The organism is Hyphomicrobiaceae bacterium (assembly GCA_041397645.1).
In the GTDB taxonomy this organism is placed as follows: domain Bacteria; phylum Pseudomonadota; class Alphaproteobacteria; order Rhizobiales; family Hyphomicrobiaceae; genus Hyphomicrobium_B.
Genome location: JAWKWE010000004.1, coordinates 2,442,863 through 2,460,904, shown reverse-complemented (window position 1 = coordinate 2,460,904; position 18,042 = coordinate 2,442,863). Strand labels below are relative to the sequence as shown.

The 18,042-nt window shown below is 58.4% G+C and carries 10 protein-coding genes; 4 read left to right on the top strand and 6 right to left on the bottom strand.

The features are described from left to right. Positions 1–28: 28 nt before the first annotated feature. Entirely contained in the window at positions 29–1,039 is a 1,011-nt protein-coding gene (locus R3D51_11550; GenBank protein MEZ5900112.1) for a DMT family transporter, read from the bottom strand. Positions 1,040–1,227: 188 nt separating this feature from the next. Between R3D51_11550 and R3D51_11545 the strand changes: the two genes are divergently transcribed. From R3D51_11545 to R3D51_11530, 4 genes are all read left to right on the top strand, one after another. After that, positions 1,228–3,312: a molybdopterin-dependent oxidoreductase gene (locus R3D51_11545; protein ID MEZ5900111.1), complete on the top strand. Its 2,085-nt coding sequence runs from the start codon at positions 1,228–1,230 to the stop codon at positions 3,310–3,312. A gap of 374 nt (positions 3,313–3,686) precedes the next feature. Next, a complete protein-coding gene (locus R3D51_11540) occupies positions 3,687–4,193 on the top strand; it encodes a hypothetical protein (GenBank protein ID MEZ5900110.1) in 507 nt (168 codons plus the stop codon). A 46-nt stretch (positions 4,194–4,239) separates the two neighbouring features. Next, the gene (locus R3D51_11535) at positions 4,240–6,144 is read left to right on the top strand and encodes a L,D-transpeptidase family protein (protein ID MEZ5900109.1); all 1,905 of its coding nucleotides are present in this window, start codon (positions 4,240–4,242) and stop codon (positions 6,142–6,144) included. A 129-nt stretch (positions 6,145–6,273) separates the two neighbouring features. Beyond that, the gene (locus tag R3D51_11530) at positions 6,274–6,888 is read left to right on the top strand and encodes a DUF1353 domain-containing protein (GenBank protein MEZ5900108.1); all 615 of its coding nucleotides are present in this window, start codon (positions 6,274–6,276) and stop codon (positions 6,886–6,888) included. Between the two features lie 29 nt (positions 6,889–6,917). Here R3D51_11530 and R3D51_11525 read toward each other — a convergent pair whose 3' ends face one another. The 5 genes from R3D51_11525 to glpD all read right to left on the bottom strand — a co-directional run bounded on the left by R3D51_11525 (position 6,918) and on the right by glpD (position 17,988). Continuing rightward, positions 6,918–9,422 carry an EAL domain-containing protein gene (locus R3D51_11525; protein ID MEZ5900107.1) on the bottom strand — a complete coding sequence of 835 codons (2,505 nt, stop codon included), beginning with the start codon at positions 9,420–9,422 and terminating at the stop codon, positions 6,918–6,920. After that, entirely contained in the window at positions 9,419–10,162 is a 744-nt protein-coding gene (locus tag R3D51_11520) for a substrate-binding domain-containing protein (protein ID MEZ5900106.1), read from the bottom strand. Before R3D51_11520 ends, R3D51_11525 begins: the two co-directional genes overlap by 4 nt. 436 nt (positions 10,163–10,598) lie before the next feature. Continuing rightward, positions 10,599–14,690: a PEP/pyruvate-binding domain-containing protein gene (locus R3D51_11515; protein MEZ5900105.1), complete on the bottom strand. Its 4,092-nt coding sequence runs from the start codon at positions 14,688–14,690 to the stop codon at positions 10,599–10,601. Positions 14,691–14,898: 208 nt separating this feature from the next. Next, entirely contained in the window at positions 14,899–16,389 is a 1,491-nt protein-coding gene (gene glpK / locus R3D51_11510; protein MEZ5900104.1) for a glycerol kinase GlpK, read from the bottom strand. 93 nt (positions 16,390–16,482) lie between these two features. Then, entirely contained in the window at positions 16,483–17,988 is a 1,506-nt protein-coding gene (gene glpD, locus R3D51_11505) for a glycerol-3-phosphate dehydrogenase (protein MEZ5900103.1), read from the bottom strand. Positions 17,989–18,042 lie beyond the last annotated feature (54 nt).

Here is an 18,042-nt window from a genome sequence, read left to right as displayed (position 1 = left end):
TCGCTTTCTGCGTTTTAGGTGTGGCTGGTCACCTCTTCGCGCGCAGCGAAGGATAAATTAGAACGCTGGCGAGGGCGGAGCAAATCAGTACGAGCGATACAAGCTCCCTCCAGCCGACTGGTTCGCCCAGGATCAACGCGCTGGAATAGACGCCGACGATCGGTACGGCGAGGGTGCCCATAGCCGCAATCGAGGCAGGAAAAATGCTCACCAGTTTGAAATAGGCCCACTGGCAGAACACCATCGGTAGCGCAAATAGGTAAAGCATTGCGACAATGGCTTTCGTGCTCAGTTCAGTCACGTGAGGCGTTGGCTCAAAAAGCATCGCGACGATCGTTATAGGGACGGCCGCAGCCGCGAGTTGCCAACCGACGAGCGTGGAAATTGGTGTCGTCCATTTGTACTTCTTGAATAAGACCGTGCCGATCGCCCATGCCAAGGCAGCAGCGAGCATGAACATCGCGCCCACCGGCGCGGTGCCAAAGACGATGAGGTCTTCTCCGATAAGGACCCCAAGCCCCGCCACACCAAGAAGCAGGCCGACAATCTTGGCGCCAGTGATAGGCTCATCAAGGAAGATCGCGCCGAAGAATGCGGCCCACACCGGCATTGTAAAGGCGATGATGGACGCTCGGCCAGCGGGCATCAGTGAAACGCCATAAGCCGAGCACACCTGCCAGCCCAGCATTGCGAAGAATGACACCAGCAGAAGTTTCGGAATTTCCGAGCGACGCACGAGCAGCGTATTGCCCGACAGCTTGGCGACCGTCAGAAGGCCGATGGCTCCGGCCCACACGCAGGTCGCACGAAACCACCAGACAGGGATCTCCGCCACAGCGATCTTCATTCCGGGCCAGTTTGCGCCCCAGAAGAGGGTTACGCCAGCAAGCAGTAGGAAGCCGGTTTTGGGCAGACGTTCGCCATGGGTGAGGGATAAGGGCGCACCACTCATCGACAATGACCTTTGTATGGGGCGGGGCGCTCCCAAATCGAGCGCGAGTCCCAGCACGTAGATTGTTGCGACTGGAAAGACAAGCATCAACACGGTCTAAGCACATGCAAAGAACTCTTCGTTGATCATCCCTCGTGCGATGGTATCGACTGCGTTGCGATCTGCGGATAGGCACTACGGCGTAAATTGCGTGGCAAGACTGTGCGGGATTGCTTAGGCTTCCACAGGTGAAAATGAGGCGCTGAACCCAGTCGGGCAGCCACGGGATAAAGGACATGAATTCATCCGTCCGGATAGGACATACGACTTGTCCGCACGACTGCCCTTCGACCTGTGCGCTTGAGGTCGAGCTGTTAGCCGACAATCGCATAGGTCGCGTTCGCGGAGCCAAGGAGAATTCTTACACAGATGGCGTCATCTGCGCCAAGGTGGCGCGCTACGCCGAGCGTATTCACCATCCCGATCGGCTGCTTTACCCTTTGCGTCGCAAAGGCCCGAAAGGCTCTCGCTCATTCGAGCGCATCAGTTGGGACGACGCTCTCGATATCACCGCGCAAAAGCTCCTAGAGGCTGAGGAGCGCCACGGACCCGAGGCCGTGTGGCCTTACTTTTTCGCCGGCACGATGGGGCTGGTCATGCGCGACGGCATCAATCGCCTGCGGCATGCCAAGAAGTACAGCCAGATGTACGCCACCATCTGCACGACACTGGCTTGGTCGGGATACACCGCCGGGACAGGCCGCCTGTCTGGCGTAGATCCGCGCGAGATGGCCAAGTCCGACCAAATCGTGATCTGGGGTACAAATCCGGTCAACACTCAGGTCAACGTCATGACCCACGCGACGCGGGCAAGGCGCGAGCGCGGTGCCAAGATCATTGCCGTCGACATTTATCGCAACGGCACTATGGAGCAGGCGGACGTCGCGCTTTGCCTGCGGCCTGGAACGGACGGTGCATTGGCTTGCGCGGTCATGCACGTTTTGTTTCGCGACGGATACGCGAACTGGCCTTATCTCGAAAAATATACCGATTGCCCGCACCAGCTTGAGGCACACCTCAAGGAGAAGACCCCGCTTTGGGCCTCTGAGATTACCGGGCTGAGCGTCTCGGAGATTGAGGATTTTGCGCGCCGCATTGGCACGACGCCCAAAACCTATTTCAGGTTGGGCTACGGCTTCTCGCGTCAGCGCAACGGCGCTCACAACATGCATGCCGCGTCTTGTATTCCCGCGATAACGGGAGCGTGGCTCCACGAGGGTGGAGGGGCTTTCCACAACTCGGGCGGGATCTATCATTGGGACAAGACCCTGATCGAAGGTAACGACTTGCGCGACCCAGATGTTCGTCTGCTTGATATGAGCCGGATCGGGCCGGTCCTGACAGGTGACCAAGGTGACTTGGCAGGCGGTCCGCCGGTCACCGCGCTTTTCATTCAGAACATGAATCCGGCGCAAGTCGCGCCCGAGCAGCGCAAGGTCAAAGCTGGGTTTATGCGTGAAGATCTGTTTGTCTGCACTCATGAGCAATTCATGACGCCGACAGCGTGCATGTCGGATGTCGTGATCCCCGCAACGATGTTCCTGGAACATGACGACGTTTATCAGGGCGGCGGGCATAGTCACATCATGCTTGGCCCCAAGCTGCGTGAGCCGCCGGGGGAGTGCCAATCCAATCACGACGTCATTTGCGCTCTCGCCAAGCGACTCGGCGCATCGCATCGCGGTTTTGAAATGACAGCCGCGCAAATAGTCGATGAAACGCTGCAAAATTCGGGCTGGGGCACACTTGAGGAACTAGCCGAATACAGGTGGATAGACTGCCAGCCGTCTTTCGAACATGCGCATTTCATAGACGGCTTTGGCTATCCAGACGGCAAGTTTCGATTCAAGCCGGATTGGACGACGCTGTCGATCGGTCGCCAGAGCAAGATGAGTGGGCTGGCGCAGACCGTGCCGAAATTTCCCGATCATTGGAACGTGAACGAAAACTGCGACGCTGAGCATCCTTTCCGCTTGGCAACGTCTCCTGCGCGGAACTATCTTAATTCCACGTTCAATGAGATGCCCACGAGCAGTGCTCGCGAAGGTAGGCCTCACGCCAAGATTCATCCCTCCGATTTGTCGCGGCTTGGATTGTGCGATGGCGCAACGATCAGAATGGGAAACCAACGCGGAGAGATTACCCTCGTTGCGCGTGCGTTCGATGGTGTGCTGCCTGGCGTTGTCATCGTGGAGTCTATTTCTCCAAACGGTCAGTTCGAGAGAGAAGAAGGGATCAACACGTTGACGAGTGCCATTCAATCAGCCCCGTTTGGCGGTGCGGCCTTTCACGACAATCATTGTTGGATAAAGCCTGGCTGAATAAGCCACTCTGTGCGTCGGCTGGATATGACATGCATCTGTCATTATCCCGTTGTCGAACGTTCGTGCTCAATACCTTAGCGGCTTGGAACATTGCGCCTGCGTTGGGCGTTGGTCATGTCAATGCAAGTTCTTTGCACTCTGCTTGATGCAGATGTTTTGCCAACAGCGGGGTAAGCAAATTGCTTCCTACAATTGACGCCTAGTATGTGCACTGATATATGAAAGAAATTCTAGGCGTTTCATAGGGTTAATGGGTGGCCTTCGTGTCGGGTGTTGCATTAGGCTCTGCCTATTTACTAGCCATCGGTGCATGCCTAGTTGGATGTGCGAAGCTAGCTGATAATCTGGCCACGACCGTTGCACCGAAAATAATGGCGCTCGCGAATTCGCCTGACCGCTCGCTTTCGCGAGCCGAGAAGCGACTGCAAGACTTGGCTTATGTGCCCGAACCACGTCCCGTGCGCCCGCCGGTTCGCGCCATGACACCTCCTTATATGTCGGCAGTTTCGTTGGCCGTCGCCTTGGATCACGCCGAAACCGCCCGCATGGTTCGCATGATGGCGATTGAGCACGTCTTGGTTGAGACGGTCGCCGCCGTGGCCGTCGCGGCGGCGCAGCCCAGTGAAGAGATTCGCGCCAGGACGGTAAACGGCTTGGTGCGGTATGCGCGGAAATCAAAGTCCCACCGCGTAGCCCGTGTTGGATCATCTAAACGGGCTCTGATCGCTTCGGCTAAGTCTGAGCGCCGCGAGGTTCCAAGGACCAACACGCAAAGCGTAGAGATCCCGCTTCCAGGCACTTCACTACAACCCTCGCGGTTTCACGCCGTAACGCCCGGCGCGCTTATGTTCGCCGGCTTCATCGAGCGGCAGTCGTAGCACGACAGACGTTCAATTGTTGATAGCCATAGATTTGGGGGAGCGAATGCTCAAACGGTTGATAGGTGCCTTTGTTTTCGCAAGTGCAACCGTTCTTGCTGGCGGTGTTTCTGTGTTGCCGACCACGGCAAGAGCGCAAACCACTGCGGGCAGTGTACAGGATTTCCTGCGAACCACGATTGACGCTGATGCTTCACGGGTGGAGTTCATGGACGATGAGCTTGCGCTCAGAAGATTTTATGCCAACCGCGATTTCAGACCGTTCTGGTACGATCAGACCGGACCGACACGGGCCGCCGTCGCAGTCATCGCCCAGTTGGCGGATGCAGAAAGCTGGGGCCTCAAGGCTAAAGACTTCGAGCTTTCACCTCAAGCGCGAGACACCGGTTCGTCACGTCGAAGCCCCCAAGAAGTTGCTGCTATCGAATATGAGCTGATGAATGCCGTGCTTCGCTATGCTCGTCAGGCCAGTGGTGGGCGTATTGTTGCTCCCGATCGTGACTTGTCGGATTTCCTCGATCGTCGGCCCGAGCTGCCCGACTCCATCGACGTGATCGACAAGGTGACGTCGGCAGCCGATCCGGGCAAGGCCTTGCAGTCGTTCCAGCCGCAGCATGAGCAGTTCCAGAGGCTGCACGCCTTTTACGCGAAGACAAAGGCCGAAGCGGCCAAGATTGCCGCCACTCGGATCGACCCACGCGGACCGATGCTTGTGCCGGGAACGCGCAGTGACGAGATTGCAAGGTTGCGCGCGCGTCTAGGCGTTGCCTCGAATGGGGATAACACGCTCTACGACACTGATCTCAAGAATGCAGTGAAGGCCTTTCAGCGCTCCAACGGTCTCAGCTCTGACGGTCTTGTGGGCCGAGGGACACGCGCCGCGCTCAGCCGCGATGCGAGTGCCAATCTGGATTCGGTTGTTGCGAGCATGGAAGAATGGCGCTGGATGCCGCGCGATCTCGGCGCAACCCACCTGCTTGTCAATATTCCATCGTTTACAGTTCAGCTCGTGCAGAATGGCAAGACGACCCTCACGGAGCGGGTGATTGTCGGCAAGCCGGCAACGCCGACACCAATCTTTTCCAAGCCGATGACGACCATCGTGATGCGACCGTCGTGGTTTTTGCCGGACTCGATCAAAGTCGAGAAGCTTCTCTCAGCCGCGCGTCGCGGTCGCTCGCTCGAAAGCGAGGGCATAGTTGTAAAGAAGGGCAAGCGCACCGTAAGCAGCTGGAAGGTGAACTGGGAAAAGGCGAACCTGTCGGCTTATTCGATCTATCAGCCGTCTGGCGATGGCAATGCGCTGGGCGATGTAAAGTTCCTCTTCCCCAACAAGCATTCGGTCTATCTGCACGATACGCCCAACAAGTCTCTCTTCCAGACCAGCGAGCGGCTCTACAGCCATGGTTGTGTGCGACTGCGCAATCCGGTGAGTTTCGCTCAAAAGCTCTTTGACATCGAAAAGGGTGAAGGTGAACTCGATGCCAAACGGCTTGCTGACAGCGGGCCGGGCAACAACGAGATTACGCTCGATAAACCAATTCCCGTTCATGTTGGCTACTTCTCAGTTTGGATCGACGATGACGGTCACGCGGAATTTTATGGAGATCCCTACGGCCATGACGAACGCGTGACGCTTGCCCTCGACGGTCGCTGGAAGGAGATCGATAAGGGACCGCGCCATAACACGGAGCCGGACAGCGGCTTGCTCGCGGGCGCCAGATTGTCTGGCGGTTCCGATGTGTCTGATGCCTCAACCGCGCGAGCTTCCCGGCCATCAGTCCGTCCCGGGAAATTTGTTCCTCCTTTCGGACTTCTTGTGACGCCCACCTCTACATCGTCTTCGGGCGGGCTTTTCTCGCCGCCCAAGGCGGCCGCTAAATCGAGCCAACCGAGTAATCCGCGGCGGCATAGTGTCGGCGACCTGATGACGTCTGCATTTGCACGCTGACACGTCGCCAATTCAGCCGGAGCAATCAGGGCCGTGTCCACAGGGACACGGCCCTTTTTTGCAGCTGTGTGGACGGTCGTGCGTTCGCGGGGCTATTCTGTTGGAAGGGCATAAGAGGGAGGCGCAGCCATGAGCGCGAAGACGGAGTTTCTCAAACAGCTCGCAAAATCGGGCGAGTTGAAGAAAGTCGCCGCACCTCAACCTATGGCGCGAAAGCGCGCCGCTGAAGGCGGGCTGGGTCGTGGCGTATCGGCTGAAGCGCCGTCGGCCGACGCCGTTGAGGAGCGTGCGGCGCCTCCCGCGCTCGTGCCCTTTGCGGACATGGACTACTGGTATCTCACCGCGCCGATGCGTTGGCATGTTCCTGGTGTGACCCCGTGCGAGGTTGTCGTGCCGCAAGGGTTCACAACCGATTTCGCCAGTGTGCCGAGTTCGTTCTGGTCTTGGATGCCGCCGATAGGCCGGTATGGGCTGCCGGCCATTGTGCATGATTGGCTTTATTGGGATCAGGCGGGTGAAAGACGCGATGCCGACGATGTATTCGACGGCGCGCTGGCCGAACTTGGCGTTCCGGGGTGGAAGCGATTTGTACTGTATCGGTCGGTCCGGTGGTTCGGCGGGAGATATTGGGTCGATAATACGCTCGCAAAGGCCCGCGGCGAGGGGCGCGTTCTAAAAATCTACCCCGACGACGCGCGCATCAGCTGGGCGGATTGGAAGACGCGGCCGGGCGTTTTCGGCTAACGCACGAACGCGCTTCGCGCATTACAAAATCACGCGACGCTTCGGGCTTCGCATTCGGAAAGCGTCTGCGGAATCATCTCTGCAGGCACCGGTTTTGAGAAAAGGAACCCCTGCATCTCTTCACATTGCGCTATCTCTACAAAGCGCAGATGTTCTTCAGTTTCCACGCCTTCTGCCACACAGGCCATGCCGAGGGTGCTGGCGAGATCGCTGATCGCCTGCACAATGGTGATACTATCCACGTTCTGCCCTAGGTCTCGCACGAAGCTCTTATCTATTTTTATTTTGTCGAAGGGGAAGCGGCGCAAATAGCTCAGCGAAGAATAGCCTGTCCCGAAGTCGTCCAAGGCGATCGCGATGCCGAGGGTCTTCAGCTTGGCTAGCGCCTCCCAGTTTTCCGATTTGTCGTGCAGCAGGAGTGTTTCGGTGACTTCAAGCTGCAGTCGGCTCGGAGAAAGGCCCGACTCTGTGAGGGCCTGTTTCACGATTTGCTCAACGCTCTGATTGGAGCTGTAGGTGTTTGTGCGAAACTGCGCCGCCGATACGTTGACCGACACGGCGATGTCGTTCGGCCAGGTTGCTGCGGTATGGCACGCTGTTCGTAGCGCCCACGCGCCCATATCCGAGATCAAGCCGGTCTCTTCAGCCAGGGGGATGAATTCCGTCGGAGGAACGTAACCCAATTGGGGGTGGCGCCATCGCATGAGCGCCTCGAATGAGACGACGCGGCGCTTTTTCACCGATAGGATAGGCTGATAGTAGAGCTCCAAACTGGAATCGGCGACGGCTGCTTCAAGATCGGATTGAAGTCGCCTTCGCTTGGTCAGTGCATCGGCCATCTTTCGATTGAAGAATATGGCTTTGCCACGCCCTTCGGCCTTGGCGCGGTAGAGTGCGATATCCGCTGTTTTCATGATTGCGTCCGACGCCGAGCCATCTCCGGGCGCAGTAGAAATGCCGATGCTCGCACCGACCTTGACCCAGTTGCCAAGGACCAGGGCGGGTTCGCTGATAACTGCGTTGATCCGAGCTGCGACACTCGCCAGAATTTCATGCGAAATGTCGCGGCCACGGACGATGACAGCAAACTCGTCCCCACCGAGCCGCGCGACGAAATCCGTTTGCCGCACTGTTCGCTTGAGCCTGTCCGCGACGACTTTGAGCAAGGCGTCGCCGGTCGGGTGTCCTTGCGTATCGTTGACCTCCTTGAAGCGGTCGAGATCGATCCACAGAATCGCAAACTCTCCGCCTTCTCTACAGTCTGCAACCGAGCGTTCCAGCTCTTCAAGGAAGCTGTGCCTGTTGGCGAGACCGGTCAACGCATCGGTCTGGGCAAGTTCGGAAATGCGCTCCGCGCTGCGCTGATTCTCGGTGATGTCTTCGTGGACGTCCACCCAGCCACCTGTCGGAAGAGGACGTGTATTGATTGCGTAAATGCGTCCGTCCGGCAGGTGATGGATATCGGTGAATTCGTCTCCAGCGCTGATACGCTCGGCATGTTTTTCCAGCCAGGCATTGACATTGATTTCTGAGGTCTCTGGCGCCTCGGATAGGTTATGGAGTGCCCAGTAGCGCACAATGTCCACAAAGGGTGTTGATGCTGTCGTTAGACTGTCGGGAAGGCCATACATGTCACGAAGGATCGTATTGCAAACGATCAACTTGCGATCCGTGTCGAACATCGATAGCCCGCGAACCATGTTGTTCAGGGCGAGATCGACGCGGGCATTGAGAGTGGCCACCTCCTCGTGCTTCTGGCGCAGTGCTATGGCGTTATCTTTGAAGACAGACACTGCCCGCGCCATTTCGCCGATTTCATCGGTGCTCTCCAGCATCGGGATCGGCGTTTCGATCTTGTTTTGGGATAACGCCCGCATCGCATCGGTAATTTTTCTGATGCGCTCTGCGATGTTGCGCACGGCCGCAATGGTGAGAGGGCCGACGAGAACCGCTGCGAAGAGCGCAGCCAACAGCACCCAGTTGACGAGGGCTCGCACCGTTTCGGTTAGATAAGCGGTATCCTTGTTGGCGTTGCGAAGGTTGATCGTCCGGTATGTTACGATGCGTTCCTGGATGCGCTTGGCAATCCGCCCGTAGTCGTAGACGTTCTTGAGCGCTTCATCCTGCGCGAAATTTGCAGCCAGATAGAGAACACGACGGCCGAGCTTGAAGAATTGCGGAAGCTGGCGTTCGACTGGATCCAGGAAGCGGTTTTCATCCTGCGCGACAAGGTCTTGGATGTGGTCCGCAATCGCCTCCGATATGCGCCGGTCTTTATCGACGCGGATTTTGTCGAAGGTAACGGGAGCAGCTTCTATGATGCGGCGATGACGCTCCACCAGAACGCCGAGTTCTGCGGAGCGCACGACCGCTACCATTGCCTCCGAACGAATGTGCTCGGCCGTCGCTCCAATTGATTTGGCAGAATGCAAAGCAGCGACGCTGAGCCCGCATAGGGCAAGCCCCGCCAACACCGCGACGAGGTTCAATTTCGTCGCGATCCTGGGGTGGGTTGTCAGCGTGCCCAGGTTCACAGTGGGTCTCTTTCCTGGATGGCTTTGGTCGCGCCGATAACCGCCTTTACCTTTGCGCTTATCGGCGCGCGTGCGATGAACGTCAGCGTTTGGACAATTGGCGTTTCAATCGTGATCTCTGGAAGCTTGGCACCCTCGGCAAGTTTGTGCTGGGCAATGCCGATCGCGCCGGGCTCCTGCGCGACGACTTGAACGACATGCCTCGCACTTTCGGGGCGAATTGAGCCACCCGCGCGAATGGGTCCGTCGTCCAGCAGTTGGCTTCGCACCGCCACCACGGTCCCGCCTCCGTCTTGCGTGGCGACAACGCGGATCGGGATATCGGGACCACCGACTTCGCTCCAACGCTTGATCGTTCCGCTCAAAATCTTGCGCATCTGCTCGTTCGTCAGCGACTTGATGGGGTTGCTGGGATGGACAGGAAAGCTGATGGGAACGCTGGCGATGCTGAAAGCCTGCAACCGGTCGTAGGGAAGCTCCGGCGCAATCTTGCGGGCAACTTCGATCTCGCCTTGCATGTTTGCTGAGATCATCGCCAGGTCTGCGCGCCCTTCGAGCAGCGCGATCACGCCCCAGATGGATTTGTTCGGCACAACATCGATGCTGGTGCCGGAAGCCATTTCGATCGCCGCCAGATTGGGCTTAAGCAGGCGATCAAAGAAGGTTGTCGAGCCTTGAATATGAATCTGCTCTTGCGCCGACGAGACTGTTGTCCAACTGGCCAACAACGCAAAAGTCATCAGTGAGAGGCGCAGTAGAGGTGCAGGTGGGCGAAGCCTTGGATGTGCAACGTGGGGCATGGGTGAAGCAATCTCTGTGTAGGAGCGAGGTGAAACCCAAGGACAATTTCCTGGGGCTTTTTATGCGTCACACAACTTATACGAGAAGAAGGTAACTATTCGCTTGCCAAGAAAACGGCGTGCCACCCGAAAACGCGGGGGCTCGGCCACCAGCCGGTGCGCACTTCGATTGAATTTGAAACGAAAGCTAGCGGGACCTTCAGCGTGATTTTCATGCCTCGGCGCTAGTGTTGGGCCTGGCTCGACAGAGGAGTGAGTGAAATGACGTGGTTCATGTTGCGCGCGGGATGGACAAACACCGCTGCGATTGCGGTGTTTGCAATGTTGCCGGTGGTGGTCACGCTGGTCGGCGGACTGGCGGGCTGAAACGCAGTCGTCACTCGGCCGCGCTTGCGTAGGCAGCTCCCGCGGGAGCAAGGACCTCAACGTGTCCATCCGCGCCAAGCCGGATGAGGCTACCGGTCTGGATTGTCTCCAGCATGTCAGCGCCAACAATCAGAGCCTTCCCGTGCTCGCGCGCGACAATTGCCATGTGACTGAGCCATCCTCCGATAGAGACAGCCGCGCCGCCTGAACGCAGAAGTTCGGGCAGCCATTCTGGATGAAGGAATGGTGCAACGATGATCTCGCCGTCTCTCAGGCTTTCAATCGGGCGGCCTTCTTCAGCTTCGATGGCGCTGACGACACGCGCGCGGCCCATGACATCTGTGCTGCCCGAGACACGCTGCCCCTTCGATGCGGTCTTCGCATCTGAAGCATCGATACCATGCAATCCCTCCAAGTGCGCCAACGTTAGCGAACCGGGTAATGGCAACCGTTTGGAATAGCGCCGATATGTAATGGCTCGGGCATGAGCGCATGCGGCGAGTTCTTCGGTGTTTTGAGCATCGAGGCGTTCGATCTCATCAAGCGTCAGATGGAAGATGGAACCAGAGAGTACGTATCGCTCATCAAGGGCTAAAAGGATGTTGCGCAGAACCGCAAGTTCGCGCAGGGCATGATGTTTGGCGTCTTCTTTCAAGGTTTGCAGGGAATTCGCCAGTGCAATCTTGTCTGCGATTGCAGGCGGCAAAATTTGTGCTGCGGGAGTTTCGGCATTGCTGTGCGGTGCCAGCGGCGCGCGCCCATGCGCATCGACGAGCCTTTGAGCCCTGGCGATAAGCTGTTGGCCTTCCGAATAGCGTGGATCGGCCAACTCGTAGTCGAGCGCCGCGCGGTGTCCGATCAGGTCATTGAGGGTATTGACTGAGCCGCGTCCTGCGTCGGAGAGCGCGTCGGTCAGGCGCTGTTCAAGCTCGGTAGCTCCCGCGCCGGAAAGGTGAGCGGCAGGATCGTATCCATTTTCAAGCAACGCATCGCGAGCGCGATCGATGGCGAACTGGGCAGCAATGTTGACGCGCGAAACCTCTGCATGGGTCTCCTCGATGAAACGGCGTCTCACGGAGAAGAATGCGTTCTGAAGTTCGTTCGTTGCGAGGCGATTAAAGTCCGTCGCCTGCAGCAAGCGGGTTTGGGCAACGAAGGTGGGAAGAAAATTGTCTCGAAAATTGCGCTCTACATCGGGCAGAGAACGCTCCAGCCGGCTGATGGCAAATCGCGAGATCTGCGGCGTGCATTGAGCCTGTACGGTGACATCCGTGTAAAGCCGACCGAAGACAGTGGTATGAAGCGGCGGGCCGTCTTCGCTGAATGCGGCATCGAAGCCGAGGCTGCGCAAAGCGAGATCAACGCTACCCCCGCTGCGCCACATGTCGTCGAGAAGCGAAAGGGAGGACTGGGTGGGCCGTGGCAGCAGTTCGGCGACGTCGTCTCGTTCGAATATGGGCGTATTGGCATGCAACTTTTGCTGATGAGCCGATAAACGTTGGACCAAGCGTCGCCGTTCTTCGCGTTCGCAGACATCGCCGAGATTTGCTGTCACATCGCGAGCCTGCAAGATGACGTAGCGCGCACCGTCGAACGCCCATTCGATATCTTGCGGGCAGCCGTAGACGGCTTCAACGCGGTGTGCGAGCGAGACCAACGGGGCGAGGTCGATGGGAGGAGTCGTTTTTCCTGAAATGGCGCCGCTGATGCGTCCAACGCGGAAAGCCTGCGGCGTTGCCAGGCCGGAGACCAGTTTGTCGCCCGTGCCTTCCACCATCTCGATCTGCATCTGTCCCGGCTCTTCGATAGCCTCGGTGAAAAGCACACCCGCATACCGAGCGTTCACCATGGGTTGAATGAGAACGTGTCCAGGATGTCCGCCTGCGCCCTCCAGGTACGCGCTTGCGTTTGCGTCTCCGAAGGATGCGCAGACCTTAAGTATCGCGTCGGCGAGGTTTGCCTGATCGCAGTCGAGAATGCTCTCGAAGACGCCTGCGAAGCTCATCGCGTTGCCATCTTCTAGAGCCCCTGAGCTGCGAACGGCCAGAGGGCGCTTTCCGAAATAGCGCCAGATCGCTTTCACGCGAGCCCTGCGACAGCCATCGTTGACTGAGCTGAAATTCGCAAGAAATTCGGGAGTGAGCACCAAGCCGGGCGGAACCGGCAATCCGGCTGCGTTGAGTTGCGCAAGGCGCTTGGCCTTGTTGCCAGCGTCTTGGAGGGCGTTAGCGTCGGAAAGGGAAATGACACCGGGCGTGTTCAGTCGTGCCATGGCTATGCGCTGGTGCGCGTGCATCGCCGACGCTTTGAGCGTGCTCCATCCGGGAAGCCCGGAGACGAAAAAACGCTGAACTAGAAGGAGTGCAGCGCTTGAGGCCATGTACAATCCTGCGGCGGCAGGAAGGATTGCCGCGGCGGCAAACAGCAGTGGTACCGCCAGGAACCAGACGATCGCTGCCTGGCGGCGGGAGTTCACAAAGGCAATCTGCAGATAAATGCCAATGAGCGCGGCAAACACCGCTGGTAGACTTTGCCATGGATCGGAGTGGGCGAGATCGCCGATCCAGAAGAATTGCGAAGGCTTGGCTTGTGCAACTTGGATCGCAGCGTCAACAGCGAGTGCGAGGACGGGCAGGAAAAGCAATGCCACAAGGTTGCGGCCAGGCGTCAAACCGGCGCGTTTGTAGACGGCGCGCAAGGCGCGCGCGAGGCGCTGCGGATCGCCCGCTAATCTTGTCTTGAGATCCGCAACCTCGTCCTTGATTGCATGCGTCGCAAGCTGATCGCGCTCAGCCTTGAGTGAAAACGGCATGACGAGCAAACGTGAAGCGAGCGCCATCAAGACAATTGCCCACGCTAGGCCCGTTTTGTCCGTCAGGGCTGCGAGAGCGGCGGCAAGGGCGTCGCCCGCGCGCATCCAAGCTGTCTTGTTTTGCGCAGCAAGCAGCGCTTCCACATGCGGAGGGCGCTTGGAAGGCGCGAAATACTCCCATGGCACGGTATAGCGTCCGCGAAAATCACGCCCGGCGCGTGCCAAAGTTAGTCCCAGGATCTCGCCATAAAAGCAGCTGCGGCGGTCGTAGCAGGGCGCGATGATCGGCTTGGCGGGCAGTGCAGAGATGCGTGCGGCCAATTCGGAAGTTGGCGTTGGGCGAATTGGTAGGTTGATTGCGTGGGGAAGATGGCCGCTCGCAAATTCGCCGGCATATCGCACATCAACGAATGTGGCACCTTCCTTTTCGACCAGCTCGTGGACTCGTTCAGTATCAAGCAGCGTCGTCTGGCTTGGAAAGCTTGGAAGTGCGCGCAGATCATTGACGCTACGCGCTTTCGATCCGTCGAGACGACGGCCTTCAGCCAGCCATTTCTCCAGTCCTCCGGCAATAAATCGGCAGTCTATCCCCTTCGCAGCAAGCGCCTCGCATGTTTCCGCACTGCGGTTGCCGTTATGGCAGATGAGCAGGTTCGTCTTGTTCGCAAGGTCGATGTGAGATTGCGGCAGATCGGGGAAGCGGATTTTAATCGCGCCGGCGAGTGATCCCATTTCGGTCTCAGCGCTCTCGCGGATATCGAGGATCTGCCATTCCTGCGATCTGTGCTCAGCAACGTCTGCGATGATCTTCGCGGCCTGGTCGGTAGACAGTCCTCGCGGATGAAGGATCTGCTTTTCGTAAGGGATTTCTTTCAACAGAGGGTCTAGTGTTTGCCCTTCGGCGGCCTTTGGTGTGGGGCGCAGCAGCGTTTGCTGCAGGCGGTTGCGCTCGCGCGTGGCACCTTGTTGGTAGGCATAGATCGCTGATCCGAACCCAAGGACGGCAGCAGCAAAGCACGCCAATACAATGTGCCCTGCATGTCGCGCCCGAGAACCCTCCGACCGGCTAATTGCGTTCATGCGCGAACCAAGCGCGAGTGCCCCACCGCCAAAGATCGCCGAGAGCAAGGCAGTCAATTGCGAAAGGCTGCTTAGGGAGCCGACCACCAATTCCGGAGAAGGGATTGCCAGCGCAGGCGTGGCAGAGGCCGCAACGAGAAGTCCGGTAGCAAAAATCGTGCGGATGGGTTGTGCGGCAAGAAACGGAGGACGACGCAGATTTGGGTGCATTGGTCTACCACTAACAACAACCTAAGGTTGCTTTAAGTGATCGATTTGTGTCATTTAAGCAAGAAGATTTTGGTTAACAGAGAGTTAATATGTCATTAAACGCAACCTGTGAGGGTGGTGTTGGTCGTGGGAAATATCCATTCGACGGCCGCGAAACTGCAGCCTTGTTCACCGCGCGGGCTGTTGTCTCAGCTTCTCAACGTGCCCGCTATTGGCGCGTCAACGTGCGGCGCACGGCGTCCTGCCAGCCCGCATATTTGCGCGTCCGCTCCGCCTCGCTCATGGCTGGCGAAAAGCGGCGATCGAGCGACCAGCTTTTCGCAAATTCCGCCGGCTCAGGATAGAAGCCGATGTGCAGCCCGGCGAGATAAGCTGCGCCGAGTGCGGTCGTCTCCAGTACCTGCGGACGATCAACCGGTGCAGCGAGGATGTCGGCGAGACGCTGCATGGTCCAGTCGGAGGCGACCATGCCGCCATCGACGCGCAACACGGTTTCGCGCGCTGCGCCCCAGTCGGCGCGCATGGCGGAAACGAGATCGCGAGTCTGATAGCAAACCGACTCCAGTGCAGCGCGCACGATCTCCTTGGGACCAGTGCCGCGCGACAAGCCGTAGATTGCGCCACGACATTCTGCGTCCCAGTAGGGTGCGCCAAGACCTACGAAAGCGGGCACGAGATAGACATCCTGATCGGCATCGGCCTCAGCTGCCATCGGCCCTGTCTCGGATGCGGTCTTGATGATGCCCAATCCATCGCGAAGCCACTGCACGGCCGCACCGGCAATGAAGATGGAGCCTTCCAGCGCGTAGTGAACTTGTCCATTGATCGCGTAGGCAACCGTCGAGAGTAGGCGGTTGCGTGAGAAGACGGGCGCGGTCCCCGTGTTGAGCAGGGCGAAGCAACCCGTGCCGTAGGTGGATTTGACCATTCCAGGTTCAAAGCAGGCTTGGCCAACGCAGGCAGCCTGCTGATCGCCGGCAACGCCTGCGATAGGTATGGCAGCCCCGAGCAACTCTGGATCTGTTGTGCCGAAGTCCGCGGCACAGTCCTTGATTTCCGGTAACATGGAGGCCGGCACGCGGAACAGATCGAGAAGGTACATCGACCAGCGCTTCTTGTTGATGTCGTAGAGCAGTGTGCGGCTGGCGTTGGTGGCGTCCGTTGCGTGTACTTTGCCGCCGGTGAGCCGCCACATCAAAAAACTATCGACGGTGCCGAAGGCGAGGCGGCCTGCGTTTGCTGCCTCGCGCGCGCCAGGAACGCGATCGAGAATCCAAGCTACCTTAGTTCCGGAGAAGTATGGATCGAGTAGTAGGCCGGTGCGCCGCGAGACGGTATCTTCGAGGCCGGCGTGTTTCAATCCTGCGCAGATATCTGCGGTGCGCCGGTCCTGCCATACGATAGCGCGGTGGATGGCCTTGCCTGTCGTCTTATCCCACACCACCGTTGTTTCGCGCTGATTGGTGATGCCGATGGCTGCGATGTCGGTTGCCGTGATGCCGGCGTCTGAAATCGCCTGTCGGCAGGTCGAGATTGTGGTCTCCCACAAATCTTCGGGTTCGTGCTCAACCCAGCCAGAATGCGGATAGTGTTGCGAGAATTCCTGTTGCGCGATCGTTTTGATGTGGCATTCGGCGTCGAACAGGATGGCGCGACTGGATGTGGTGCCTTGATCAATCGCAAGGATGTATCGTGTCATCTCGCTCCCCGTCTGCACCGCATTTCTCAATTCGCCTCGGGGCGACGGATGCGGGTTTATGACTTAGAAAAATCCTAGAAGTCCGGACGACGACTATGCCATGGCAGTTGCGCGTCCGGCGAGCCATTCTGATAGTCCTGCGGCCTGCTGGGGCGTCAATCTCAGTCCCATCTTTGTGCGACGCCAAAGAACGTCCTCGGCCGTGCGGGCCCACTCGTTGTCGATTAGATATTGCACTTCGCGTTCCGATAGTCCGCCACCAAACATCCGGCCGAGTTGATCGGCGCGCGCGACACCGTCGACGATCTGCTTGGCACGCGTGCCGTAGGTGCGAATGAGACGCGAAGCGTGTTCCGGTTCGATGCCCGGCGACATTGACATGAGGGCCCGCACCTGTGCATCGACGCCGTCCACTGGGAAGTCACCGCCAGGTAGGGCGGCACCTGCGGTCCAGGGCGCACCTACCGGCATGACTTTCGAGAGAATCTGCAAGGCATCTTCAGCAAGTCTGCGATAGGTTGTGATCTTGCCGCCGAAGACGTTCAGCATAGGGGCAGCTCCCCCGTTGTCGTCGAGTTCGAGAACGTAATCGCGCGTCGCCTCTTGAGCGGCGGATGCTCCATCATCCAGCAGAGGACGGACACCCGAATAGCTCCAGACGACGTCTTGGGGCCTGACCGGCTTTTTGAAGTAGCCGCTTGCCAATCGGCACAGATAGTCGATTTCACTCGCGTCGATCTCTGCGGCACCTGGATCGCCAATGTAGTCGACGTCGGTGGTTCCGATCAGCGTGAAATGATCTTCATACGGGATGGCAAATACGATACGCCGGTCGTCGTTCTGGAAGATGTAGGCTTTGTCGTGCTCGAAGAGTCTGCGTACGACGATATGGCTGCCTTTGACCAAGCGAATGCGGCGTTTTCCGTTTTTTCCAGCTCGTGTGTTGAGCACCTCGTCGACCCAGGGACCAGCGGCGTTGATCAGCGCACGGGCTTCGATTGTTTCGCGCGCATCTTGGATCTTGTCGTGAAGATCGATGGTCCACGACTTCGGCCCGCGTCGCGCTGAGACGACCTCGGTTCGCGTTCGAACAACGGCTCCGCGCGCGTGCGCGTCCATAGCATTCAGAACAACGAGGCGCGCATCGTCCACCCAGCAATCCGAGTATTCAAAGGCGTGCGTGAAACGCTCCTGAAGCGGCTTCCCTGTGGGTGACTGCCGCAGATCAATGCCGCGCGAGGCGGGGAGAATTTTACGCCCGCCAAGATGATCATAGAGGAAGAGGCCGAGCCGTATGAGCCAAGCGGGCCTGAGTGCGCTGTGATGCGGAAGCACGAAGCGCAGCGGCCAGATGATGTGCGGGGCCATCGCGAGCAGAACTTCACGCTCGGCTAGGGCTTCATGCACCATCTTGAATTCGTAGTGTTCCAGATATCGAAGGCCGCCATGAACGAGCTTGGTCGATGCGGAGGATGTGCCCGATGCAAGATCGGCTTTTTCCGCCAGTAGCACTTTGAGGCCGCGTCCGGCCGCATCGCGGGCTATGCCACATCCGTTTACGCCGCCGCCGATAATCGCAATGTCGTACACTTGGGCCAGCTCGCCTTCGGGAAAGGGCAAATGGTTTGGAAGGCCTCGCACGGGGCGACTTAG

Coding starts and splice junctions, on each gene's coding strand:
- R3D51_11550 (MEZ5900112.1), bottom strand. CDS start 1,039: ATGCTTGTCTTTCCAGTCGCAACAATCTACGTGCTGGGACTCGCGCTC.
- R3D51_11545 (MEZ5900111.1), top strand. CDS start 1,228: ATGAATTCATCCGTCCGGATAGGACATACGACTTGTCCGCACGACTGC.
- R3D51_11540 (MEZ5900110.1), top strand. CDS start 3,687: ATGGCGCTCGCGAATTCGCCTGACCGCTCGCTTTCGCGAGCCGAGAAG.
- R3D51_11535 (MEZ5900109.1), top strand. CDS start 4,240: ATGCTCAAACGGTTGATAGGTGCCTTTGTTTTCGCAAGTGCAACCGTT.
- R3D51_11530 (MEZ5900108.1), top strand. CDS start 6,274: ATGAGCGCGAAGACGGAGTTTCTCAAACAGCTCGCAAAATCGGGCGAG.
- R3D51_11520 (MEZ5900106.1), bottom strand. CDS start 10,162: ATGACTTTTGCGTTGTTGGCCAGTTGGACAACAGTCTCGTCGGCGCAA.
- R3D51_11515 (MEZ5900105.1), bottom strand. CDS start 14,690: ATGCACCCAAATCTGCGTCGTCCTCCGTTTCTTGCCGCACAACCCATC.
- glpK (MEZ5900104.1), bottom strand. CDS start 16,389: ATGACACGATACATCCTTGCGATTGATCAAGGCACCACATCCAGTCGC.